Source organism: Streptomyces sp. WM6386 (genome assembly GCF_000972385.1).
GTDB lineage: Bacteria > Actinomycetota > Actinomycetes > Streptomycetales > Streptomycetaceae > Streptomyces.
In genome coordinates this window covers 23,927-46,384 of the sequence record NZ_JXTE01000042.1, presented here as the reverse complement: position 1 = coordinate 46,384, position 22,458 = coordinate 23,927, and the positions used below count along the sequence as shown (strand labels likewise).

The window sequence follows — 22,458 nt, the reverse complement described above, 5'->3', positions numbered from 1 at the left end:
TGGGAGTGTGGTGACTTAGGGGCGAAACCGAACACCGGATGACGCCAAGGTAAAGGCATTTCAGCCGCTCAGCGCCGCGCGCAACCGGTCCGGGTCGGTCGTCGGGGCGTCACAGGTGAAGTTACGGCAGACGTACGCGGTCGGTTCACCGCCGACGAGAGGCCGGTCGGCGAGCAGGGGCAGCTCGTCACTCCCCGTCGCCCCGACGGCCACGACGGCACCGGGAGCGGTGCCCAGAAGTGCCGTACGGTGCAAGGCCTTTGTGCCCGGGTCGTCGAGCGCGGGCCCCACGACCGCGACCTCCCGCGGCCCGTCCAGCAGCGCCTCGGCGACAGCGAGCCCCCACCCGATGAACCGCGGCACCCGCGGCCCGAGCGCCTTGACGACCCCGAGGGCCCGCTCGGCGGCGGTGCGATGGGGTTCGGCACCGGTCTGGGCGGCGTAGCTGAGCAGGGCGCCGGCGGCAGCGGTCCATCCCGAGGGAGCCGCGTTGTCGGTCGGGTCCTGAGGGCGCCGGATCAACCGCTCGGCATCGGAGGCGGTGTCGAACAGCGCGCCGGACTCCTCGTCGACGAACCGTGCCAGGACGTGGTCGAGCAGGAAGCCGGCGAACTCCAGCCAGACACCTTCACCGGTGACGGAGGCCAGGGCGAGGAATCCCTCGGCGACATCGGCGTAGTCCTCCAACACCCCCGCGTTGGCGCCGGCATGACCGTCCTTGCTGGTACGCGAGAGCCGCGCCTGCTCGTCGAGATGCAGCCGTACGAGGAGGTCGGCGGCCCCGACCGCGGCGTCGACGAGGTCGGGCCGGTCGAAGTAGGCGCCGGTCTCGGCGAGCGCGGCGATCGCCAGCCCGTTCCAGGCGGCCACGACCTTGTCGTCCCGGCCAGGAGCGGGACGCTGGCCCCGCGCCTCGAGCAGCCGGCCCTTCACGGACTCGATGTGCCCGGCGTCGAACACGCCCTCGTGCTGCGGAAGCTGAAGGACGGAGGCACCCTCTTCGAAGGTCCCCTCCTCGGTGACGCCGAAGTAGTGGGCCGCCAGTTCGGCGTCCTGGGACCCGAGGACCTCGGTGAGCTGCTCGGGCGTCCAGACGTAATAAGCCCCCTCGACATGCTTGCCGCTGCCGTCCTCACTGTCGGCATCGAGCGCGGAGGCGAACCCGCCTTCCGGAGTGCGCAGTTCACGCACCATGAAGTCGGCGGTCTCCAGGGCCACCCGGCGGGCCAGCTCGGAGCCGGTGGTGCGCCAGAGGTGGGCGTAGACGCGGCAGAGCAGGGCGTTGTCGTAGAGCATCTTCTCGAAGTGCGGCACGACCCACTCGCGGTCGACGGAGTAGCGCGCGAACCCGCCCCCGAGCTGGTCGTAAATGCCCCCGCGGGCCATCCGCTCACAGGTGTCCTGCGCCATCTGCAACGAGCCCTCGGATCCGGTCCGGGCGTGATGCCGCAGCAGGAACTCGAGGACCATGGACGGCGGGAACTTCGGCGCCCCGCCGAATCCGCCGCGCTGCGGGTCGTACTCCCGGGTCAGCCCGAGCAGCGCCTTGGCGAGCTCCTCCTCACCCGGTGCCTGTGTGTCGCCGTAACTGATCTCCCGCCCGGCGAGATCCCGCACGATCTTCCCGGCCACCTCGGCGACCTCGTCCCGCTTGTCGCTCCAGGCGCTCCGCACTCCCTCCAGGACCTGCCGGAAGGACGGCATCCCGTGCCGGGGCTCGGGCGGGAAGTACGTGCCGAAGTAGAAGGGTTCGGCGTCCGGGGTGAGGAACACGGTCATGGGCCAGCCGCCCTGGCCGGTGGCGGCCTGGACGGCTTCCATGTAGACGGCGTCCACGTCGGGGCGTTCTTCTCGGTCGACCTTGATGTTGACGAAGTGGGCGTTCATGTAGGCGGCGACTGCTTCGTCCTCGAAACTTTCCCGCGCCAGCACATGACACCAATGGCAGCTGGAGTACCCGACGCTCAGGTGTACGGGAACACCTCGCTGCCGCGCCTCCGCGAAGGCCGCCTCCGACCAGGGCCACCAGTCGACGGGGTTGTCGGCGTGCTGGAGGAGGTACGGGGATGTCTCATTGGCCAGTCGGTTCGGCATGGGTCCATCCTGCCTGAGAGCTCGGACGGACTGGGGGACGGAGTGGCCCTCCACACCGCACGGGTTCGTTTCCGTCGGCTCGTTGATCTCAAGGTCACCGCACCGGATCCATTGATCGCCGCCCTCTCGCGCTGAAGCCCCTCCCGAAGGACACTCATAGGCAAGGGAGTTGTCACCGGAGGGGGACGTGACATGCGGGACAGCCATCGGGTGGATGCCGAGCGGCTGTTGGCACGGGCCGTGGAGGAGGAGGTGCGGCGCTCCGGCGGGCGTACCGACGGGCCGGTGCTGATGGCGCGAGGGCGTGGAGCGCTGGATGCCATGGCGCAGAGCGCCGCGGAGGAGTACGAGGCCTACACGCGCGCGCTGGACGAGGCCGCGGCCGGGTCACTGACGTTCGGACAGCGGTACGCGAAGGAGGGCGGCCGAACACCGCTGGTGGTGGCGGGAGTCGCCGCGCTGACAGCCGGCGTCGCCGACCTGGCGCTCGGCACCGGCACGGGGACGGCGCTCGGTGCCGCGGTGTCCGTCGGTATCGCGGGTGCCGCGGCGACCGTGGTGAAGGTCGCCGGTACGCATCTGCCGGCCGCGCATCATCAGGCGGGCGCGGTGGGACAGCCGGGCGGGCCCGAGCAGTTGCGGCTGGCGTGGCTGACGGCACTGGAGGTACGGGGCATCCGGCCGTTCCTCGACCAGCAGCGGGTGCTGAGCGCCTCGACGGGGCCGAAGAAGACGGGGCCCCGGCTGAAGGGCGCCGACAAGAGCGCGGCGGCGCGCGGCCGGAACGTGTTGCAGCAGTCCTTCGGTCAACTCCCGGAGCCGGTGGCCGCGTTCGCGGGCCGACGGCAGGAGCTGGGGCGGATCCGACAGTGGGTGCAGGCGGCCCGGGCGAGCACGGAGACCCGGCCGACGGTGGTGGTGCTGCACGGGTCCTCGGGCAGCGGCCGCTCGGCCCTCGCGCTGCAGGCGGCCCACGATCTGAAGGACTACTTCCGCGGCGCGTGCGTCGTGGACCTGCGCGGCGACAGCCCGGAGGAGCCGCCGCTGTCGACGCGAGACGCCCTGCTGCATCTGCTGAACCGGCTGGGCGCGCCCCGCGAGCAACTCCTCTTCCGTGAGCGTTCCTCACCGGACCAGCAGGTCAAGCGGCTGGGCGAGCTGTACCACCAGCATCTGACGGGGCTGCCGGTGACGATCGTCCTGGACGACGCCTCGGACCCCGAACAGGTCCGCACCCTCGTCCCCGAGCGCTCCGACAGCCTGGTCCTGGTCACCGCCCGCACCTCCCTGGACCTGCCCGCCGATCTGCCGGCCTGGGTGCACCAGCTGCCGGTCGAGGCGCTGGACGCGGCGGGCGCGGAGGAACTGCTGGGAGCGGCGGCACAGGACGCGTCGGGCCCGTACGACGCCGATGCGTCCGACCGGGTACGGGAGTTGTGCGGCGGCCTGCCCCTGGCGCTGCGTGTCGCGGGTTCGTCCCTCGGCCCGCGCTCACCGCGCGCGCTCGCCGCGGACCTGGGGGCGTACGGTCCGGTGGAGCCGGTCGAGCGGGTGCTGTGGCTGCGCTACACCGACCAGTCGGACACGGCGCGGCGACTGCTGCGGCGCCTGGCCCTCGCCGGCCGGGCGTCCCTGGGCGCCGCGGCGGCCGCGGCACTGCTGGCCACCGACCAGGCCGAGGCCACCCGCCAGTTGGTCGCGCTGTCCCGGACGGGCCTGATCGACCACGTCCGCGGCGACCGCTACCGCCTGCACGATCTGGTCCGCGCCTTCGCCCAGGCCCGCCTCCTGGACGAGGAGGAACCGGCCGAGCGCAACTCGGCGCAGGAACGTCTCATCGTGAACTACGCCGAGCTGGCCGACTCGGTCCTGCGCCTGGTCGACGGCAACATGTCGACCCGCTCGGACCGCTTCAGCCCGCACGGCTTCACCTCCCTGGACGAGGCGCTGCGCTGGCTGGACGACGAGTCGAGCTTCATCACCTCGACCCTGCGCCACGCGGAGGGCGTGAACCAGGGCGCGGTGCTCAACCTCCTGGGCGCCCTCTGCGACTACTGCCTCCTGCGCGGCGACCTCTACCGCCTGGGCGAGATCAGCGAACTGGCGCAGGCGGTGGACCAGGGTCTGCTGCTGAGGTCGGTCCAATGGCGCACGGGCATCGCGGCCCGCCAGCTGGGCGAGCTGGACAAGGCCCGCACGACCCTGACCTCGGTGGTCGACCTCTACATGGAGGCCCATCACGACGCGGGCGCGGCCCGTGCCCTGTGCTCCCTGGGTATCACCCTGCACCACCAGGGCAACCTGACGGAGGCCGCGGCGAAGCTCCACGAGGCCCTCGACCTCCAGGCGGCCCCCGCCCTGGCCACCGACCGCGCCTGGACCATGCACGCGCTGGCGGCGGTGGAACGCGACCGGGCGCGGGTGTCGGAGGCCATGGAGCTGCTCACCCGGTCCCTGGTCCTGCACCGGGCGGGCGAGTCCGTGCACGGCGAGGCCTGGGCCCACTTCCAGCTCGGCCAGCTGGGCCTGCGCATGGGCGACGTCCCCCGCGCGGAGACCGAGCTGCGCACCGCCCTGGACCTGTACGGCCGCACCCGCGACGCCCGTGGCGAGGCCTGGGCCCTGACCCAGCTGGCCCGCGCCCGCCTGGTCGCCGGCGATCCCTCCCCCGCGGTGGACGGCCTGCGCCAGGCGGCGTCCCTGCATCGCGACAACGAGGACGCCCGTGGCGAGGCGTGGACGGTGTACTACCTGGGCCAGGCGCTGGAGGAGACGGGCAACCTGGACCTGGCGGTACGGGAGCTGGAGAGGTCGAGAACCATGTTCTCCCGGATGCGGGACGTGTACGGCCTGGCCTGCGCCCGCCACCACTCGGCCCGGGTGACGCGCGACCAGCGGGCGGCACAGACCGGCTCGCTGCGTAACTCCGGCTTCGCGCGCCAGCTCCTGGTCGACGCGCGTGCGGACTTCCAGCGCATAGGCGTCGCCCACGGCGAGGCATGGACGTGCCTGGAACTGGCCGTGGTCGACGCCGGCAACACCCGCACACAGCAGGCCCTGTCACTGTGCGACGAGGCGATCGGCCTGTTCACGTCCTACGGAGACCGCCGCGGCGAGGACTGGGCCCGCTTCCTGCGCTGCACGCTGCTGCCGTACGCGGCACCGGGCGGCGTCGAGGTCGGCACGGCGGTGGCCCAGGAGGACCTGTCCCAACTGGGCCGGACCAGCCACTCGCTACGGGACGAGAAGCTCGACGACTACGTCGAGGCGTACCAGCTCCTGCTGGAACGCGGCGTGAATCTGGAGGCCGGCTGGCAGGCCTGGCGCCTGGGCATGGTCCCGAACCGGCATGCCCGCGAGGTGATGGGGGTGGCGGTACCGGCCAGGAGCTGACCGCCGCACGCCCCCACACCTGTGGGCGTCAGCTCTGGCGGGCCTTGGGCTCGGCGGAGGGCTCCTCGGACCCGGCCTCGGGGTCCGAGGACTCCTTGAAGTCGACCTTGCCCATGTGCTTGCTCATCGACTTCATCAGCACCCACACGGCCAGGGCCATCGCCGCGAAGACGATGAAACCGAGGACGCCGGGGGTGACCTTGTCCTCGTCGACCTCCTTGGCGAAGGTCGCGAAGTGGGTCATTGCCAGGCTCACGCTTGCGCTCATGTCAGGCATTGTCCCGGATGCCCGCGAAGAGGTCGTCCTCGGGGAGGGAGGTATCGACGAAGGACTTCGCGAGCTCGTACTCCTCCGTCGGCCAGACCTCCTTCTGGACCTCCATCGGAACCCGGAACCAGCCGCCGTCGGGGTCGATCTGCGTGGCGTGCGCGATCAGCGCCTTGTCACGGATCTCATAGAAGTCGGCGCACGGGATGTGCGTGGTCAGCGTGCGCTCGGTGCGCTCGATCTCGCTCCAGCGCTTGAGCCACTCCCCGTACGGCGACTCCAGGCCGCGCTCCAGCATCGCGTTGTGCAGCGCCTCGGTGCGCTGCCGGTTGAAGCCCTGGTTGTAGTAGAGCTTCTGCGGCTGGTACGCCGGGCCGAACTCGCCCTCCGGGTACTTCTCGGTGTCCGCCGCACCCTCGAACGCCACCATCGAGATCTTGTGGGTCATGATGTGGTCGGGGTGCGGGTAGCCGCCGTTCTCGTCGTACGTCGTGATCGCCTGCGGACGGAACGAGCGGATCTTGCGCACCAGCTCGCCGGCCGCCTTGTCGACGTCCTCCAGGGCGAAGCAGCCCTCGGGCAGCGGGGGCAGCGGGTCGCCCTCGGGCAGGCCGGAGTCGACGAAGCCGAGCCACTCCTGCTTGACGCCGAGGATCTCGCGGGCCTCGTCCATCTCCTTCTTGCGTACCTCGTGGATGTGCTCCTCGATGTACTTGTCACCCTGCAGCTTCGGATTGAGGATGGAGCCGCGCTCCCCGCCCGTGCAGGTCACGACCAGCACGTCCACCCCCTCGGACACGTACTTAGCCATGGTCGCCGCGCCCTTGCTCGACTCGTCGTCGGGGTGGGCGTGGACGGCCATCAGTCGCAGCTGGTCAGTCAAGACTCAATCCTTGGTAAGTCGGCGCCCCGGTGTCTTCAGGGACGATCGGCGGCTTCTATAGTGACCGAATCGGGGGGCGAATAATTCCGGGGTCCGGCTTCCTGCCGAGAGGACGATCATGAGTACGGCGAGCACGCGACTGCCCGAGGGCCGTTACGGGCGCTCCTCGGACGAGCGCGCCGACCACAAGCTCAAGATCGCCGGTGCCGTTCTCGGGGCGCTGCTGCTCGCGCTGATGGGTTATTTCGCCTACCACTACGTCGGTCAGAACAAGATCAGCGCCGAGGTGATCAGCTTCGAGCAGGAGAAGGACGCCGTGAAGGTGCATCTGGAGGTCCGCAAGGACTCCGGTGCGAGCGGCTACTGCACCCTGCGTTCCCAGGCCGAGAGCGGTGCCGAGGTCGGCCGGGCCGACTTCCGCTTCGACGGGGACGCCACCCGCATCGACAGGGTCGTCACACTGCGTACGACGTCACCGGGCACGACCGCGGAGCTGCTCGGCTGTCACGCCGACTGACGCCGATCGACCTAGGCCGCATTACGTACTTGCTGACCTGCGTCGATGTGATTCTGATGGCTTATGTCCTCCCCCTTGGGCCGCTGAATTGTTAGGCTCGTGGTTTCGCCCATCCGTGAAGGAACATTCTTCTGGGTAGGGCGATGCTTTGTATTCCCAGTACCTACGAGGAGCACCTGTGACCCAGACCAGCGAAGACGTCACCTGGCTTACGCAGGAGGCGTACACCAAGCTCAAGGAAGAGCTGGCGTACCTGTCTGGTCCCGCGCGCGAGGAAGTCACCGCGAAGATCGCGGCCGCGCGCGAGGAGGGCGACCTGCGCGAGAACGGCGGGTACCACGCGGCCAAGGAAGAGCAGGGCAAGCAGGAGCTCCGCATCCGCCAGCTGACCCAGCTCCTGGAGAAGGCCAAGGTCGGCGAGGCTCCGGCGTCCGCTGACGGGGCGGTGGCGCCCGGCATGGTCGTGACGATCGCCTTCGACGGCGACGAGGACGATACGACGACCTTCCTGCTCGCCTCCCGCGAGTACGCCAGCTCCGACATCGAGACCTACTCGCCGCAGTCCCCGCTGGGCTCCGGCGTGCTCGGCCACAAGGTCGGCGAGGACGCGGAGTACGAGCTGCCGAACGGCAGGAAGGCCTCCGTGAAGATCCTCAAGGCCGAGCCCTACAGCGCCTGATCCCGTTACCCCGCATTGCCCCGACAGACCCCCGGCGTCTTACCGACGCCGGGGGTTTCGTCATGCCGCGTCATGCCGCCCGGCGTCTCCTCATGCGGTCGCGGACCGGTACTTGCGCACGGCCAGCGTCCTGAACAGGACGATGATCAGGATCGAGTAGATCAGCGACGCCCACACCGGGTGCTGCATGGGCCAGGCGTCGGAGGTCGAGACCCCTGGGTTGCCGAAGAGCACGCGGGAGGCCTGGACCGTGGCGCTGAACGGGTTCCAGTCGGCGACATGGCGCAGCCAGGGCGTCATCTGGCTGGAGTCCACGAACGCGTTCGAGACGAAGGTGACCGGGAAGAGCCAGATCAGCCCGCCCGAGGTGGCCGCCTCCGGGGTCCGCACGGAAAGTCCGATCAGGGCGCCGACCCAGGTGAAGGCGTACCCGAGCAGAAGCAGCAGACCGAAGGCGCCGAGCACCTCACCGATGTTGGTGTGGGTGCGCCAGCCGACCAGCAGGGCGACCATCGCCAGCACGAACAGCGTGAGTGCCGTCTGCACCAGGTCGGCGAGGGTCCGCCCGGTCAGCACCGCGCCACGCGCCATGGGCAGCGAGCGGAAGCGGTCGATGAGCCCCTTGTGCATGTCGTCGGCGATCCCGGCACCCGCGCCCGCGGTGGCGAAGGTGACGGTCTGGGCGAAGATGCCGGCCATCAGGAACTCGCGGTAGACCGAGGGCTCCGTGGTGCCGCCGATGTTCATGGAGCCGCCGAACACATAACTGAACAGCACCACGAACATGATCGGCTGGATGAGCCCGAAGATGACCATCTCGGGGATCCGGGACATGCGAATCAGGTTCCGCTTCGCGACGACCAGCGAGTCCCGGATCGACTGGCTGATCGGGTTCGTGGCGGGCGTGACGCGTACCGCGTCGGTGACGGCGCTCACTTGCCGGCCTCCTTCTTGTGGCGGCGGTCCTTGGCGTCATTGGCGGCGCTGCTCCCGCTGTTCGCACCGCTCGCGCCGTTCTCCTCCGCCTCGGCCTCGGCGTGGTGGCCGGTCAGGGAGAGGAAGACGTCGTCGAGGGTGGGGCGGCGCAGGCCGATGTCGTCTATCTCGATGCCGCGCACGTCGAGTTCGCGGATGACCTCGGCGAGGAGCTTGGCGCCGCCGGTGACGGGCACGGTGAGCTTGCGGGTGTGGTCCTCGACGGTGGTGTCGCCCTTGCCGAAGCCGGCGAGCACTTCCCGGGCGGTCGGGATGTGCTCGCGCTCGTGCACCACGACCTCGACGCGCTCGCCGCCGGTGCGGGCCTTGAGCTGGTCGGAGGTGCCGCGGGCGATGACGCGGCCGTGGTCGACGACCGCGATGTCGTGTGCGAGGTGGTCGGCCTCTTCCAGGTACTGCGTGGTCAGCAGCAGGGTCGTGCCGCCGGAGACGAGCTGCTTGATGACCTCCCACAGCTGCTGGCGGTTGCGGGGGTCCAGGCCGGTCGTCGGTTCGTCCATGAACATCACGGGCGGGGAGACGACCAGGGCGGCCGCGAGGTCGAGGCGGCGGCGCATACCTCCGGAGTAGGTCTTCGCGGGACGGTCGGCGGCGTCCGCGAGGTTGAACTGGTCGAGCAGCTCACCGGCCCGGACCTTCGCGTCCTTGGCCTTCATCTGGTAGAGCTGGCCCACCATCTGGAGGTTCTCGCGGCCGGTCAGATACTCGTCGACCGCGGCGAACTGGCCGGACAGACCGATAGAGCGCCGCACCTCGTTGGGATGCTTGAGCACGTCGAGGCCCGCGACGACCGCCTTGCCGCTGTCGGGCCGCAGCAGGGTCGTCAGACAGCGGACGGTCGTCGTCTTGCCCGCGCCGTTCGGCCCGAGCAGGCCCAGGACCGTGCCCTCCGGCACGTCGAGGTCGACGCCGTCCAGAGCCCTTACGTCACCGAAGGTCTTCACCAGGCCTTCGGCATAGATGGCGCCTGGCATATGAGTCTCCACGTCGTCGGGGATTCTTTGAAAAGCCTAGATTTGTGCGTTTTGTTCCGCCTGATGGGTGGCGGGAGGTGGCGGCGATCCGGCCACGAGACACACCATAACGCGATGTATCGCGTCTCTCAATGGACTTACCCGAACGAGTGATGGAGAAGCTCCTGAGCTGGGAGTTCGGTGCTGCGGCGGCTCAGTCGATGACCGTGTAGCCCGCGTTCCGCAGGGCCTGGCCGACCTCGGCGCAGTGCTCCGGACCCTTCGTCTCCAGGTGCAGCTCCACCTCCGCCTCCGTGAGCCCGAGCCGTGGATCGGTCCGTACGTGACTCACGTCGAGGACGTTAGCGTCCACCACTGACAACGCCCCGAGAAGCGTCGCCAGGGCACCCGGCCGGTCCGTCAGCCTGAGCCGTACGGCCAGATAGCGACCCTGCGCGGACATCCCGTGGCGCAGTACGCGTTGCAGGAGCACCGGGTCGACGTTGCCGCCGGACAGCACCGCCACGACCGGTCCCTCGAAGGCACCCGGGTCGCTCAGCAGCGCCGCGACCGGGCTCGCCCCGGCGGGCTCGACGACCAGCTTGGCCCGCTCCAGACTCAGCAGCAGCGCGGCGGACAGCTCGTCCTCCGACACCGTACGCACTTCGTCGACCAGCTCGCCGATGATTTCGAACGGCACATCGCCGGGCCGGCCGACCTTCATGCCGTCGGCCATCGTCGCCGGGTTCTCGATCGACACCGGACGCCCGGCCGCCAACGAGGGCGGGTACGCGGCCGCGCCCGCAGCCTGGACGCCGACGATCCGCACATCGGGCCTGATCGACTTCACCGCGATCGCGACACCGGCCGCGAGACCGCCGCCGCCGATGCCGAGGACGATCGTGCGCACCTCCGGGCACTGCTCCAGGATCTCCAGACCGACCGTGCCCTGACCGGCGATGATGTCGGGATGGTCGAAGGGGTGGATGAACACCGCGCCGGTCCGCTCCGCGTACTCCTGCGCGGCGGCCAGCGTCTCGTCGACCACCTGCCCGTGCAGCCGGACCTCGGCGCCGTACTCCCGGGTGGCGCTGATCTTCGGCAGCGGGGCGCCCTTCGGCATGAACACCATGGAACGCACACCGAGCAGGGACGACGCCAGCGCGACGCCCTGCGCGTGGTTGCCGGCGCTCGCGGCGACGACCCCGGCGGCCCGCTCCTCGGGCAGCAGCCCGGCGATCCGGACGTATGCGCCGCGCAGCTTGAACGAGCCCGTGCGCTGAAGGTTCTCGCACTTGAAGTGCACCGGCGAGCCCACCAGCTGGGACAGGTGCCGGCTGCCCTCCATCGCGGTCACCCGGGCCACACCCATGAGCATCTTCTGGGCGCCGCGCACATCGTCGAGGGTGACGGGCCGCAGGGAGTGCAAGGAGTCAGCCGTGCCATAGCTCATGACACAAGCATCGCAGTTCACAGGCGCAAGCGGCCGCTGTGACCAACCTCCGAGACCGGTTTCCGCAGCGCCGGTACGGCCCGCCTTCCGGCCGCGTACCCTGTCCCCCAACCCAGCACCCCTTATCTGAAGTGAGCCCCCGGCCATGCCCACAACACCTGAAATGTCGATGGACATGACGACCGTCGGTGACACCGGTCTCCTCGACACGCTGCAGCACGAGGTGGCGGTCTTCGCCCGTCGTGCCGAACAGACCCGGCTCGGCGGGGTCGGGCAGGTGCGCAACTCCATGGACCGCGCCGCATATCTGCTGCTCAACCGCCTCGACAAGGAGGGCCCGATGGGCGTCAAGGCGCTCGCCGCGAGCATGGGCATCGACTCGTCGACGGTCACCCGGCAGGTGGCTCCGCTCGTGGACACCGGGCTCGTCAAGCGCACCTCGCACCCGGAGGACGGCCGGGCGGTGGTGCTCCAGCTGTCCCCGCGCGGGCTGTCGCGGCTGGAGGAAGTGCGCTCCTCGCGGCGTCAGTTGATGGCCGAGCTGACACACGACTGGGCACCGGAGGAGCGCGAGGCGTTCTGCACGCTCCTCACGCGCTTCAACACCGCGCTCTCCTCGCGGATGGCGGCCCAGGGCCTGCCGGGCGCGGACGCACCGTCGGCGTCCTGAGCGTCCTTCACGCGCGCGTGGCGCACCCGTTCTCCGGGTGCGCGGCTCTTGAGGGGTGCGCGGCTCTTGAGGGGTGCGCGGCTCTTGACCCAAAGGCCACCCCTGGCCTCATATGAGACCGGGTCCTTAACTCGCACACGGTTGCGTATCCGGTACGTGGTGCGGGTCCCGTTCCCTCACAGGTCGCCCTCAGGCGGGAGGCGCGGTGCGACAACGGCATGCGTCCCAAGAAGCCCGTCGGGCCCGGGAGTTCAAGGCGTTCGTCGCGGGCGCCGCCGGGCGGCTGCTGCATGCCGCGACGCTTCTGACGGCGGAGGCGCCGGACGACAACCCCCGCGCGCGGCGCCTGCTGACGCTGGCGCTCGCCCACACGTACGCGTGCTGGGACGGACTGCGCGGCGAGGACCCCTACGACCGCACCCGCCAGTACCTGGCCACCCGCTTCGCCCGCGGCGCCTGGCACCAGTACGGCGGCCTGGGCGGCCACCGACCGCACCCCGCGAGCCCGTTGGCCGCGCTGGCCCCGCAGGAGCGACTCGTCCTCGTCCTGCGACTCTACGAGGGTGTCGCCGAGGAGCAGACGGCCGCCCTGCTCGGACTCGCCACGGAGCGCGTCCGCACGATCTGCGACCGGGCGACGGCGACGCTGCTGCATCCCCCGCGGGGGCCCGCTCCGGCGGTGGGAGGCGCGAAGGTGGTGGCGTCGTGAACCGACCCGAGCGCGAGGCAGCCGTGCGGCGGATCATGGATCAGACGCCGTCCTCCGTGCCACCGGAGCTCCACGACGAGGTGGTGCACCGCGGCAGCCGCATGCTGCGGCGCAGACGGGCGGCCCTGCGGCTCATGTGGTTCCTGATGTTCGCGGCCGGCGTGGCGTTCGTGGTGTGGGCGGTGATGGCCCGCCCCTGGGTGGAGCCGCCGTCGGAGACGACTCCACCGCTGACCGGCTGGTGAGCCAGCGCAGGGCCTGGCCCAGCGCCTGCTAGCCCAGCGCCTGCTGAAGGTCTTCCAGCAGGTCGTCGACGTTCTCGATGCCCACGGAGAGGCGTACGAGGTCGGCGGGGACCTCGAGGGCCGAGCCGGCGACCGACGCGTGCGTCATCCGGCCGGGGTGCTCGATCAGGGACTCCACGCCGCCCAGGGACTCGCCCAGCGTGAACACCTCGGCGCGGTTGCAGACCTCGACGGCCGCCTCCTCGCCGCCCGTGACCTGGAAGGAGATCATGCCGCCGAAGGACCGCATCTGCTTGGCGGCGACCTCGTGACCGGGGTGGTCCTCCAGGCCCGGGTAGAGCACCTTCGTCACGCGCGCGTGCCGGGTCAGCATGTCGGCGACCTTGGTCGCGTTCTCGCTGTGCCGGTCCATCCGCACCGACAGCGTCTTGGCTCCGCGCAGCACCAGCCAGGAGTCGAAGGGCCCGGCGACCGCGCCCATCGCGTTCTGGTGGTACGCCAGTTCCTCGCCGAGCGCCTCGTCGGCGGTGATCAGCGCGCCGCCGACGACGTCCGAGTGGCCGCCCATGTACTTGGTCAGGGAGTGCACGACGACGTCGGCGCCGAGCGACAGCGGCTGCTGCAGATACGGCGTGGCGAAGGTGTTGTCGACGACGAGCTTCGCGCCGGCGTCCCGGGCGATCTGCGCGACGGCGGCGATGTCGGTGATGCCGAGCAGCGGGTTGGAGGGGGTCTCCACCCACACGGCCTTGGTCTTCGGGGTGATGGCGGCCCGTACGGCGGCCAGGTCGCTGGTGTCGGCGACCGACCATTCGACGCCCCAGCGGGCGACGACCTTCGCGAAGAGCCGGAACGTGCCGCCGTAGGCGTCGTTGGGGATGACCACGTGGTCGCCGGGGCTGAGCAGCGTACGCAACAGGCAGTCCTCGGCCGCCAGTCCGGACGCGAACGCGAGGCCCCGTCGTCCGCCCTCGAGGGCGGCGAGGTTCTCCTCCAGGGCGGTACGTGTCGGGTTGGCGCTGCGGCTGTACTCGTAGCCGCCGCGCAGACCGCCGACGCCGTCCTGCTTGTAGGTCGAGACCTGGTAGATCGGCGGGACGACCGCACCGGTGAGGGGGTCCGCCGTGTTGCCCGCGTGGATGGCGAGCGTCTCGAAGTGCTGACTGATGTGCCTGTCGCTCATGGGCACCGAGCGTAGTCCGCTCGCGGGGCAGGCGTCGCACAGCGAGGCTGGAGAAGGGTTTTCCCCAGGCCGCGGAGCCGGGACGGGAGGTTTTCCCCAGGCATCCGGAGTCGGGACGGGAGGTTTTCCACAGGCCCGGGACCGGGTTGGCCAATTGTCGGCAGCGTCTGGAACGCTTGAGGCATGGAAATTCTCTGGGTCCTGATGGCGGTGGTCATGCTCGGCTTCGTGCTGCTGCCGGTCCTGCGGCGCCGCCGGGGCATGATCGAGCAGGTCCCGCCGGGCCACCCGGACGCCGCGGACCCCGCGGACTACGGCTTTGTACGGCAGGAGGAGCTGGACGTCCGCATGCCCGGCCCCGACCAGGACCTGCTGGACGTCCTGGACCTGGTGCAGCGTACCCAGGACTACCGGGCGGCCTCTCAGCTGCTGGTGGGCACCGAGGCGGCGGGCGAGCTGCGGTGGCAGCGTGTGCAGGCCTTCGCGGGCGCGGCCTCCCTGGAGCTGGCGCAGCGGCCCGGCGGGGTGGGCGAGTCGCCGGGCGGCCAGTGGCTGCGGGTGTGGCGGGCCGAGCAGCCCAAGGACGCGGGTGGTGCGGCCATCCACGCGGAGTTCCTGGTGCAGCAGGCGTGGCGGACGGCGACGCCCGGCACGGACTCGTTCCGGATCATCATGGAGGAGGCGAGGGCGGCGTGCGGCGAGGCGGCGCTGCTGGCGCCGGGTGACCCGGTCCCGTACATCGTCGAGCTGTCGGTGGCGCGTGGCCTCGCCTATCCGCGGGCGGAGTTCGAGCAGCTGTGGCTGAGGATCCTTGACCGCGCCCCGTCGCACATGGGCGCGCATCTGGCGGCGCTCCACTACTGGTGCGAGAAGTGGCACGGCTCGCGTGAGCTGGCGATGTCCTTCGCGGAGGCCGCCGCGGCCCGCGCCCCGCGGGGCTCCCTCCTCGCCGCCATGCCCCTGTTCGCGGTCTTCGAGCACCTGCCCGAGGTGAACCTGGTCAGCGGCTTCTACCAGAGCGAGACCGTCACCAAGGCGATGCACGGGGCGCTGCACGCCGTGCACTCGGCCCGCGCGGACGACCCGATGCTGGCGCATGTGCGGCACATGCTGGTCTTCTTCCTGGTCCGCGGCGAGCGCTGGCAGGAAGCCATGAACCAGCTCATACACATCGACGGCCATGTGGGCGCCCTGCCGTGGACCCTGTCCCCCGATCCGGCGGCCGAGTTCGCGGTCTACCGGGCGTTGGCGGTGGCGGGCTACGAGGCGAACGGCGGCAGCCCGGCGACGCTGCCGCACTGAGGAGCAGTCCGACCGGCGTCGCCCTGCCCCGACGGAATGCGGGGCGGCGCCGGGCCGTTGTGCGTGATGCCGCTTCCGGCCACCACCGGAGGGTCCGGCGAGAACCCCGCCTACGAAGAGGTCTGCTCAGGCCTGACCGGCCACACCGAGGTCGTCCGCGTCGTGTACGACCCCTCGCTCATCTCCTACGAGCGCCTCCTGAAGACCTTCTGGGAGTCCCACGACCCCACCCAGGGCTTCCGCCAGGGCAACGACGTCGGCACCCAGTACCGCTCCGCGATCCACACCCACACCCCCGCCCAGGCCACCACCGCCGAAACCTCCCGCGAGACCTACCAGAAGCTCCTCACCGGCACGGGCCACGGCACGATCACCACGGAGATCCTGCCGGCGGCGGGACGTACCTTCTATGCGGCCGAGGGGTATCACCAGCAGTACCTGGACAAGAACCCGGCCGGTTACTGCGGGATCGGCGGCACCGGGGTGTCGTGCCCGATCGGCGTGGCCAGGGCGGATGGCTGAGCCACTGTCACCGGAGGTCGCGGCGACTCTTCGGGCGCTGCCGTCCAGAGGGCTCCTGTTCAGCCTGGCGCTCCTCCTGTAACCAGGCATACAAGCTGGCAGCAGTGATGACCATGTGCGTTGAGTCCCCATAGGGTGCCTCCGTGACTGCCACGTTGAGTTCCACGAGGGCCCGGGCCGCGCTGCGCACATCGGCGCGGGTCTCCGGGGAGTTGCTGCTCGTACTTCTGATGCTCGCGGTGGCTCTGTGGATCCTGGGGCGGATGTGGTCGGTCGTGTGGCCGCTCGTGATCGGCCTGCTGCTGACGACGTTGACCTGGCCGCCGACTCGTTTCCTGCGGCGTCGCGGGTGGCAGCCCGCTCTCGCCGCGTCGGTCGTGACGGTGCTGTTCCTCCTGGTCGCCATGGGTGTCGTGGCGCTGATCGCGGTACCGGTGGCATCGCAGTCCGGGGACCTGAGCGACGGTGTGTTCAAGGGCATTCAGGAGTTGCGCGAGTGGGCCGCCGGGCCGCCGTTGAACATCGATGACGCGCAGATCAACAAGGCCTTCGACACCGCGGTCTCCCGTGCGCAGGACAGTCTGGGCAATGTGGCGGGCGCTGTCGTCACGGGAGTGAGCACCGTGCTGAACGGCCTGGTCACCGCTGTCCTGGCGCTCTTCCTGATGTTCTTCTTCCTCAAGGACGGCCCACGGTTCCTGCCGTGGCTGGCCCGACAGCTGCCCGGTCGGCTCGCGACCGACGTCCCGACCGTGGCCGCGCGCGGCTGGAACACCCTGGGCGCGTTCGTGCGTTCTCAGGCGGCTGTCGGCCTGATCGACGCCGTCCTGATCGGGCTGGGGTTGTGGATCCTGGGCGTACCCCTTGTGCTTCCCCTGGCGGTACTGACGTTCGTCTCCGCGTTCGTGCCGATCATCGGTGCCCTGTTCGCCGGGTTCGTCGCGGTTCTCATCGCGCTGGTCTCCAACGGCCTGACGGACGCGCTGATCGTGCTGGCGATCATCGTGGTGGTGCAGCAGCTCGAGGGCAACGTGCTCCAGCCCATGATCCAGAGCCGTGGGCTCGGCCTCCACGCGGCCGTGATCCTGCTGGCGGTGACATTGGGCGGCAGTCTGGCCGGCATCGTGGGGAGTCTGCTCGCGGTGCCGGTCGCCGCGCTGATCGCGGTGTGTTGGGACTACGTGCGTGAGCAGCTCCGCGAACCGTCCGAGGGGCCGGGGCCGGGGGCCGACGGGTCGGACACCGACGCCCCCGTCCCGTCCTAGGGATGCGAGGGCGGGTGCGGCCGGCCCCTCACCGTCTCCGCCGGCTGGTGAGGGATCCCCGCCTCCTCCGACCATGAGCAGCCAAGAGCACTCACCGGCGGTACGGCACCGCACGGCGCCGCCGCGGGATCGCCCGGTGAGCGTTTGACCTTGACACGGTGACAAGGCCTTCACTGCTTGCCGAGGAGGTGGTCGCGGTGACCATGACGGAACAGGACGCGGAGGGGACGTGGGCTCTCCAGGGTCTGGAGGACGACCGTTCGTCCGTGCGACTGCGGGCGGTTATGGCGGTCGGCACGACGCCCGAGCCGCGCTTCGTCGGCAGGCTCATCGAGCGGTGCGCGATCGAGCCGGAGTTCTTCGTCCGCGACATGCTGACGTGGGCGCTCGCCCGACACCCGGTGTCCGTGACGCTCCCCGGGCTGCTCCGCGAAGTCCGTTCGGAGCGTGCGCAGGCACGGAGCCAGGCGTTGCACACCCTGTCCAAGATCGGGGACCGGCAGGCGTGGCCGGCGATAACCCGGGCGCTGCTGTGCGACGCCGACGACGAGGTGGCGCGGAGCGCCTGGCAGGCCGCGGTCGTGCTCGTGCCGGAAGGCGAGGAGTCCGGGTTGGCCGCGGTACTGGCGACGCAGCTCGGGCGCGGTGAGCGCGAGACGCAGCTGAGTCTCAGCCGGGCACTGGTCGGGTTGGGTGAGGTCGTACTGCCGGCTCTGAGTGCCGCGACGACGGCCGCTGACCGGCGTGTGCGTACGCACGCGCTCGCCACGGAACGGCTGCTGCGCGATCCGGACGCCGGTTTCGAGTTCGCGATCGAGGAGGCGAAGCGCGTGGTGGCCCTCGGCGGGTCGGGCCGGGCGGGACAATAGGGCGTGTTGATCGGTGAGGTGGCGCGACGGTCCGGGGTCAGTGCCCGCATGCTCAGGCATTACGAGTCGCTCGGACTGCTGCGTCCCTCGGGGCGTACGGGCTCCGGCTATCGGGAGTACTCCGGCGACGACATCCGGCGGATCTTCCACATCGAGAGCCTGCGGTCGCTGGGGCTGTCGTTGCGTGAGATCGGGCGTGCGCTGGGCGATCCCGGTTTCACGCCCGCGGCGCTCGTCGACGACCTCATCCGTCAGACGCGCGAACGCATCGCGGCCGAGACCGAGCTGCTCACGCGGCTCCGCCGGATCGACGCCGCCGAGCCCGCCGGCTGGGAGGACGTCCTCCAGATCGTCGTGTTCCTCCAGGCGCTGGGGTCGAAGAGCGCTGCCGCCCGCCAGCGCGCGGCCCTTTCGCCAGCCGCCGAGATTCCGCTGGCGGCCCTGGTCGAGGCGGTGCTCAGGGAGACGGATCCGAACGTCGCCGGAGCCCTTCGCTGGGCGCTGGCGCGATCGGGCGACGGCGGCACGGCACTGCTGGCTCAGGGCCTCGGCTCACCGGTGGCCGCCGTGCGGGAACGTGCCGTTCGGTCCCTCGCCGAGCTGCCCGGTGAGGAGGCCACCGCCCGGCTGCGGGACGCCCTCGCGGACCCCGACGCCGTGGTCCGCGGCCTTGCGGCTCTGGCGCTCGGGACACGGGGCGTGGCCGACGCGGTCCCGGTCCTCGTCGACCTGATCGTGGCGGGCAGGAACGACACGGAGGCGGCCGACGCGCTGAGCATGCTGGCGGGCGACACCGCGACGGCGGACCGGATCGCCACCAGGCTCGTCGACCGCCTCACCCACGACGCCATCGGGGCGCCCGCACGCGTACGGCTGACGCAGGCGCTGGCGGACATCCCGGGGCGCACGGCTTCGGGCGCCCTCGTGGAGCTGTCCGGTGACGGGGACCGGGCCGTCGCGCTGACCGCCGCGTACCTTCTTCGGCTACGCGACGCGGGGTGACAGTTCTTCTGGGGTACCGCGTACGCGGCCCGGCCGCAGGACCTCCGCCGGGCCGCCCCTCGGTCAGCCCTCGGCGCGGGCGGGCAGCCGCCATCCCGGGCGCGGGAAGTGGCAGGTGTAGCCGTCCGGGTAACGCTGCAGGTAGTCCTGATGCTCGGGCTCGGCCTCCCAGAAGGGGCCCACCGGCTCCACCTCGGTGACCACCTTGCCCGGCCACAGGCCGGAGGCGTCCACGTCCGCGATCGTGTCCTCGGCGATCCGCTTCTGCTCGTCGTCCACGTAGTAGATCGCCGAGCGGTAGCTCAGACCGATGTCGTTGCCCTGCCGGTTCTTGGTGCTCGGGTCGTGGATCTGGAAGAAGAACTCCAGGATCGCGCGGTAGTCGGTCTTCGCGGGGTCGAAGACGATCTCGATGGCCTCCGCGTGCGTGCCGTGGTTACGGTACGTCGCGTTCGGCACGTCACCTCCGGTGTATCCCACCCGGGTCGCCGTCACGCCCGGAAGGCGGCGGACCAGCTCCTCCATCCCCCAGAAGCATCCGCCCGCCAGCACGGCCCTCTGCGTCTGCGCAGCCATTCCCGCTCCTCCCATATGTGCCATCTCGCTCACTCGGGCTGCTCGGCTCGCACAACGTCGGCATCCCAGACCCACCCTCCTCAACGCACGAGGGCTTCCACCGATTCCGTACCGGGCGAACGGCCTCGCCGGCACAAGTCCGGGCCGGTCGAAAACCACTGGTCCCACCAGCCGGACCGGCCCCACGCTGTATGCCATGGAACAGCCCCGACACCAGATCCGCGCGGCCCACACGGCAGCCACGATCACCGTCTACCAGGCGTACTCCCCTGACCTCGGCCTGCCGGCCGCCCGCGAGGGCCGTTTCCCGGCGGCGTGGAAGCGCGACCGGATGACGTGGATCAAGCCCAGCTTTCTCTGGATGATGTACCGCTGCGGCTGGGCCACGAAGGAGGGGCAGGAGACCGTGCTCGCCGTCGAGATCACCCGTGACGGCTTCGAGTGGGCGCTGCGCCACGCATGCCTGTCCGGCTACGTCCAGGGCCTGCACTCCGACCGGGCCACCTGGCAGCGCCAGTTGAAGCGGGCGCCCGCTCGTGTGCAGTGGGATCCCGAGCGGGACGTGCGTCTCCAGGCCCTGCCCCACCGCGCCCTGCAACTCGGCCTTTGCGGTGAGGCGGTTCGGCGATACGCCGATGAGTGGACGGTCGGCATTCGTGACGTGACCCCGCTCGCCCAGGAGATACACGCGCGAGTCCGCGTCGGCGATCTGGACTCCGCCGCACGGCTGTTGCCCCAGGAACATCCGTATCCCGTCGGAGACGCACTCCTCGCCCACCTGCGGGGATGAGGCCAGGACGCCCCCGCGCTACAGCTCGGGACAGCGCTCCACGTCCCCCTCGAATGTCCCGCCCGCCGCATCCGTCACCGTCACCGTCACCGTCGTCGAGTCCAGGTCCGGGCGGGTGAGCAGATACGCGCGGGCGGCGGTGCAGATGACCTGGTTCGCCGCGAGGGAGGTCATCTTGCCTGCGTAGCGCGGCAGTTCGAGGTAGATCCTGTCGGTCTGCGTCGTGAGCCGTACCGTCTCCTCGGGGAGCGGCTCGGTGGGTGACGGGGTCGGGCGGGTGGTGGGGAGCAGGTGGAGGGCCAGGTCGGTGGTCAGGTGTTTGCGTCGTTCCTGTGGGGTCGGGCCCTTGAGGAGTGACTCGACGGCCGTGACGGGTTCGCCGGCGTCGGAGATCGTGCGGGGTACCGCGACCAGGGCGCCGTCCCGGATCAGGTAGATCGGTACGGTCGGGGGGATTCCGCTCGCGGGCCCGCCCGCCTCCACCACGCCGGTCGCGGGGATGTCGCAGGCGGAGAGCAGGAGGGCCGACGCCGCGACGAGCAGCGCGGTGGCGTGGGCCGGCTTCATGAGGAACCTCCGCCCTCCGACTCGTCCCGCCGTAGCGGGAGTTCCACGGTGAAGACCGCGCCGCCCTCGGGACGGTTCGCCGCGCGGATCGTCCCGCCGTGCATCCGTACGTTCTCCTCCGTGATCGAGAGGCCCAGCCCGCTGCCCTCGGTACGGGTGCGCGCACTGTCGGACTTGTAGAAGCGCTCGAAGACGTACGGCAGTACGTCGGCCGGGATGCCGGGGCCGCTGTCCGTCACCTCGACGATCACCGAGGTGACCGTCGGTACGTCCGCCCGAACATGCGCCGGCACATCCGCCGGTACGTCCGTCGACAATCCGATCCGCACCGGCCGCGCGCCGTGCCGCAGCGCGTTCCCGACCAGGTTGGCCACGACCACGTCAAGCCGCCGAGGGTCGACCCTTCCGCGCAGTTCGTCGGGGCCCGGCAGTGCCGTCTCCACCTCGTCCGACCAGCCGCGGGAGGCGAGGGTGCGGCGGATCGACTCGGCGAGGTCGATCTCGTCCAGGTGGAGGACCGCCGCGCCCGCGTCGAAACGGGAGACCTCCATCAAGTCCTCGACCAGACGGGCGAGTTTGACCGTCTCCTCGCTGATCAGCCGTACCGCGGTGGCCGTGTCGGGATCGAGGTGGCCGGCCTCCTCGTCGAGGACGTCGGTGACCGCCGACATCGCGGCCAGCGGGGTACGCAGTTCGTGGGAGACGTCCGCCACGAAACGGCGGGCCCGCGCCTCCATTGCGCGCAGTTCGGCGACGGACTGCTCCAGGGCCGCCGCGGTCTCGTTGAACGTGTGGGACAGGTCGGCGAGTTCGTCGGAGCCGTTGACGTCGAGGCGGGTGTCGAGGTGGCCCTCGGCGATGCTGCGGGTGGCGCTGCGAAGGGCACGGACCGGACGCAGCACTCCGCGTGCGGCGAACAGGGCGAGGAGCACGGCGGCGCCGAGAGCCGGTACCATCGCCCGCTCCACCGCGGTGACCAGGGCGTCGACGGACGCCTGTTCGCCGGTCTGGGGCACGGTGAGGAAGACCTGGACACCGGACAGCACCGGAATGCCCCCGACCGGGCCGGCGAAGACGACCGACATGCCGACGAGCAGCGAGGTACGTCCGCCGTCGCGCACCCGCTGGAACACCGTGGCCGGGCTCGAGTCGACGGCCTCGCGCACGGCCGGTGTCAGCGCGCCGAAGGGGTCGCCGGGGACCGAGGTCTCGGAGATCCCCTCGTATCGGACCAACACCCGCCATGTGGCCGCCGGTTCGGCGCGGGCCACGTCCACGGCGAACTGCCGCAGTGACTGCCGGGAGGGGGGATACGCCAAGTCCGGGGCCAGGCGCCCGACCTGGGCGCGCAGTTGCGCGATCACCGTGTCCTGGCTCTGCTTGAGAACCCCGTTGCGGGCCTCCCGGAAGGCCAGGGCGCCGGTCGTCATGGTGGCCAGGGCGGCGACGAGCCCGAACGCCACGACCAGCCGCATCCGCAGACCGCCGCGCGCGATCCACGCCGGGAACCTCACCCTCGTAC

Annotated in this window: 21 protein-coding genes and 1 pseudogene; 12 read left to right on the top strand and 10 right to left on the bottom strand. The window is 70.7% G+C overall.

All coding sequences use genetic code 11. The features are described from left to right. Positions 1-60: 60 nt before the first annotated feature. Positions 61-2,094 (bottom strand): thioredoxin domain-containing protein, encoded by a 2,034-nt coding sequence (locus TN53_RS24740; protein WP_046260828.1) that lies wholly within the window; start codon positions 2,092-2,094, stop codon positions 61-63. A 192-nt stretch (positions 2,095-2,286) separates the two neighbouring features. Here TN53_RS24740 and TN53_RS24735 point away from each other — a divergent pair, with 192 nt between their 5' ends. Beyond that, positions 2,287-5,487, top strand: a complete 3,201-nt coding sequence (locus TN53_RS24735; RefSeq protein WP_046260827.1) for an ATP-binding protein — start codon at positions 2,287-2,289, stop codon at positions 5,485-5,487. A 28-nt stretch (positions 5,488-5,515) separates the two neighbouring features. Here TN53_RS24735 and TN53_RS24730 read toward each other — a convergent pair whose 3' ends face one another. Both TN53_RS24730 and mca read right to left on the bottom strand, forming a co-directional pair. After that, positions 5,516-5,764, bottom strand: coding sequence for a hypothetical protein (locus TN53_RS24730; RefSeq protein ID WP_046260826.1), 249 nt, complete (start codon positions 5,762-5,764; stop codon positions 5,516-5,518). After that, a complete protein-coding gene (mca, locus tag TN53_RS24725; RefSeq protein ID WP_046260825.1) occupies positions 5,757-6,617 on the bottom strand; it encodes a mycothiol conjugate amidase Mca in 861 nt (286 codons plus the stop codon). The genes TN53_RS24730 and mca overlap by 8 nt, the downstream gene beginning before the upstream one ends. Positions 6,618-6,756: 139 nt before the next feature. On the opposite strand from mca, the gene TN53_RS24720 reads away from it, so the two are divergent. Together TN53_RS24720 and greA are read left to right on the top strand one after the other, a co-directional pair. Continuing rightward, on the top strand, positions 6,757-7,155 hold the full coding sequence (locus TN53_RS24720) for a DUF4307 domain-containing protein (RefSeq protein WP_046260824.1): 399 nt from the start codon (positions 6,757-6,759) through the stop codon (positions 7,153-7,155). A gap of 178 nt (positions 7,156-7,333) precedes the next feature. Beyond that, positions 7,334-7,834 (top strand): transcription elongation factor GreA, encoded by a 501-nt coding sequence (greA, locus tag TN53_RS24715; protein ID WP_046260823.1) that lies wholly within the window; start codon positions 7,334-7,336, stop codon positions 7,832-7,834. A 90-nt stretch (positions 7,835-7,924) separates the two neighbouring features. Here greA and TN53_RS24710 read toward each other — a convergent pair whose 3' ends face one another. The 3 genes from TN53_RS24710 to ilvA all read right to left on the bottom strand — a co-directional run bounded on the left by TN53_RS24710 (position 7,925) and on the right by ilvA (position 11,236). Beyond that, a complete protein-coding gene (locus TN53_RS24710; RefSeq protein ID WP_046260822.1) occupies positions 7,925-8,770 on the bottom strand; it encodes an ABC transporter permease in 846 nt (281 codons plus the stop codon). Beyond that, positions 8,767-9,804, bottom strand: coding sequence for a daunorubicin resistance protein DrrA family ABC transporter ATP-binding protein (locus tag TN53_RS24705; RefSeq protein ID WP_046260821.1), 1,038 nt, complete (start codon positions 9,802-9,804; stop codon positions 8,767-8,769). The genes TN53_RS24710 and TN53_RS24705 overlap by 4 nt, the downstream gene beginning before the upstream one ends. A gap of 193 nt (positions 9,805-9,997) precedes the next feature. Then, complete coding sequence (ilvA, locus tag TN53_RS24700) at positions 9,998-11,236, bottom strand: threonine ammonia-lyase (protein ID WP_046260820.1); 1,239 nt, start codon at positions 11,234-11,236, stop codon at positions 9,998-10,000. A gap of 163 nt (positions 11,237-11,399) precedes the next feature. Between ilvA and TN53_RS24695 the strand changes: the two genes are divergently transcribed. From TN53_RS24695 to TN53_RS24685, 3 genes are all read left to right on the top strand, one after another. Further along, complete coding sequence (locus TN53_RS24695) at positions 11,400-11,906, top strand: MarR family winged helix-turn-helix transcriptional regulator (protein WP_171142677.1); 507 nt, start codon at positions 11,400-11,402, stop codon at positions 11,904-11,906. A gap of 205 nt (positions 11,907-12,111) precedes the next feature. Continuing rightward, the gene (locus tag TN53_RS24690; RefSeq protein ID WP_046260819.1) at positions 12,112-12,615 is read left to right on the top strand and encodes a sigma factor-like helix-turn-helix DNA-binding protein; all 504 of its coding nucleotides are present in this window, start codon (positions 12,112-12,114) and stop codon (positions 12,613-12,615) included. After that, entirely contained in the window at positions 12,612-12,860 is a 249-nt protein-coding gene (locus TN53_RS24685) for a hypothetical protein (protein ID WP_046260818.1), read from the top strand. The genes TN53_RS24690 and TN53_RS24685 overlap by 4 nt, the downstream gene beginning before the upstream one ends. A gap of 28 nt (positions 12,861-12,888) precedes the next feature. On the opposite strand, the gene TN53_RS24680 is transcribed toward TN53_RS24685, so the two are convergent. Continuing rightward, the gene (locus tag TN53_RS24680) at positions 12,889-14,043 is read right to left on the bottom strand and encodes a cystathionine gamma-synthase (RefSeq protein ID WP_046260817.1); all 1,155 of its coding nucleotides are present in this window, start codon (positions 14,041-14,043) and stop codon (positions 12,889-12,891) included. A gap of 183 nt (positions 14,044-14,226) precedes the next feature. On the opposite strand from TN53_RS24680, the gene TN53_RS24675 reads away from it, so the two are divergent. From TN53_RS24675 to TN53_RS24655, 5 genes and pseudogenes are all read left to right on the top strand, one after another. Further along, positions 14,227-15,345, top strand: coding sequence for a hypothetical protein (locus TN53_RS24675; RefSeq protein ID WP_046260816.1), 1,119 nt, complete (start codon positions 14,227-14,229; stop codon positions 15,343-15,345). 87 nt (positions 15,346-15,432) lie between these two features. Continuing rightward, positions 15,433-15,867: pseudogene (gene msrA, locus TN53_RS24670) on the top strand (peptide-methionine (S)-S-oxide reductase MsrA); the annotation flags it as partial. A gap of 143 nt (positions 15,868-16,010) precedes the next feature. After that, positions 16,011-17,132, top strand: a complete 1,122-nt coding sequence (locus TN53_RS24665) for an AI-2E family transporter (RefSeq protein WP_046260815.1) — start codon at positions 16,011-16,013, stop codon at positions 17,130-17,132. Positions 17,133-17,335: 203 nt separating this feature from the next. Beyond that, positions 17,336-18,001: a HEAT repeat domain-containing protein gene (locus tag TN53_RS24660; RefSeq protein WP_095046710.1), complete on the top strand. Its 666-nt coding sequence runs from the start codon at positions 17,336-17,338 to the stop codon at positions 17,999-18,001. A 3-nt stretch (positions 18,002-18,004) separates the two neighbouring features. Continuing rightward, positions 18,005-19,003: a MerR family transcriptional regulator gene (locus TN53_RS24655; protein ID WP_046260814.1), complete on the top strand. Its 999-nt coding sequence runs from the start codon at positions 18,005-18,007 to the stop codon at positions 19,001-19,003. A gap of 63 nt (positions 19,004-19,066) precedes the next feature. Here the strand turns inward: TN53_RS24655 and msrA (TN53_RS24650) are convergent, their stop codons facing one another. Then, entirely contained in the window at positions 19,067-19,579 is a 513-nt protein-coding gene (msrA, locus tag TN53_RS24650; protein ID WP_046260813.1) for a peptide-methionine (S)-S-oxide reductase MsrA, read from the bottom strand. Between the two features lie 196 nt (positions 19,580-19,775). Here msrA (TN53_RS24650) and TN53_RS24645 point away from each other — a divergent pair, with 196 nt between their 5' ends. After that, entirely contained in the window at positions 19,776-20,369 is a 594-nt protein-coding gene (locus TN53_RS24645) for a DUF4291 domain-containing protein (RefSeq protein WP_046260812.1), read from the top strand. An 18-nt stretch (positions 20,370-20,387) separates the two neighbouring features. Here the strand turns inward: TN53_RS24645 and TN53_RS24640 are convergent, their stop codons facing one another. Both TN53_RS24640 and TN53_RS24635 read right to left on the bottom strand, forming a co-directional pair. Continuing rightward, complete coding sequence (locus TN53_RS24640; RefSeq protein ID WP_046260811.1) at positions 20,388-20,936, bottom strand: hypothetical protein; 549 nt, start codon at positions 20,934-20,936, stop codon at positions 20,388-20,390. Beyond that, positions 20,933-22,411 (bottom strand): sensor histidine kinase, encoded by a 1,479-nt coding sequence (locus tag TN53_RS24635; RefSeq protein ID WP_046260810.1) that lies wholly within the window; start codon positions 22,409-22,411, stop codon positions 20,933-20,935. Before TN53_RS24635 ends, TN53_RS24640 begins: the two co-directional genes overlap by 4 nt. Positions 22,412-22,458 lie beyond the last annotated feature (47 nt).

Excerpts from the sequence above, each read along its gene's own strand:
- TN53_RS24675 (WP_046260816.1), top strand. The coding sequence starts at position 14,227 with ATGGAAATTCTCTGGGTCCTGATGGCGGTGGTCATGCTCGGCTTCGTG.
- TN53_RS24695 (WP_171142677.1), top strand. The coding sequence starts at position 11,400 with ATGTCGATGGACATGACGACCGTCGGTGACACCGGTCTCCTCGACACG.
- msrA (WP_046260813.1), bottom strand. The coding sequence starts at position 19,579 with ATGGCTGCGCAGACGCAGAGGGCCGTGCTGGCGGGCGGATGCTTCTGG.
- mca (WP_046260825.1), bottom strand. The coding sequence starts at position 6,617 with ATGGCCGTCCACGCCCACCCCGACGACGAGTCGAGCAAGGGCGCGGCG.
- TN53_RS24680 (WP_046260817.1), bottom strand. The coding sequence starts at position 14,043 with ATGAGCGACAGGCACATCAGTCAGCACTTCGAGACGCTCGCCATCCAC.
- TN53_RS24730 (WP_046260826.1), bottom strand. The coding sequence starts at position 5,764 with ATGCCTGACATGAGCGCAAGCGTGAGCCTGGCAATGACCCACTTCGCG.
- TN53_RS24645 (WP_046260812.1), top strand. The coding sequence starts at position 19,776 with ATGGAACAGCCCCGACACCAGATCCGCGCGGCCCACACGGCAGCCACG.
- ilvA (WP_046260820.1), bottom strand. The coding sequence starts at position 11,236 with ATGAGCTATGGCACGGCTGACTCCTTGCACTCCCTGCGGCCCGTCACC.
- TN53_RS24705 (WP_046260821.1), bottom strand. The coding sequence starts at position 9,804 with ATGCCAGGCGCCATCTATGCCGAAGGCCTGGTGAAGACCTTCGGTGAC.
- TN53_RS24635 (WP_046260810.1), bottom strand. The coding sequence starts at position 22,411 with ATGCGGCTGGTCGTGGCGTTCGGGCTCGTCGCCGCCCTGGCCACCATG.
- TN53_RS24660 (WP_095046710.1), top strand. The coding sequence starts at position 17,336 with ATGACGGAACAGGACGCGGAGGGGACGTGGGCTCTCCAGGGTCTGGAG.
- TN53_RS24720 (WP_046260824.1), top strand. The coding sequence starts at position 6,757 with ATGAGTACGGCGAGCACGCGACTGCCCGAGGGCCGTTACGGGCGCTCC.
- TN53_RS24735 (WP_046260827.1), top strand. The coding sequence starts at position 2,287 with ATGCGGGACAGCCATCGGGTGGATGCCGAGCGGCTGTTGGCACGGGCC.
- TN53_RS24640 (WP_046260811.1), bottom strand. The coding sequence starts at position 20,936 with ATGAAGCCGGCCCACGCCACCGCGCTGCTCGTCGCGGCGTCGGCCCTC.
- TN53_RS24740 (WP_046260828.1), bottom strand. The coding sequence starts at position 2,094 with ATGCCGAACCGACTGGCCAATGAGACATCCCCGTACCTCCTCCAGCAC.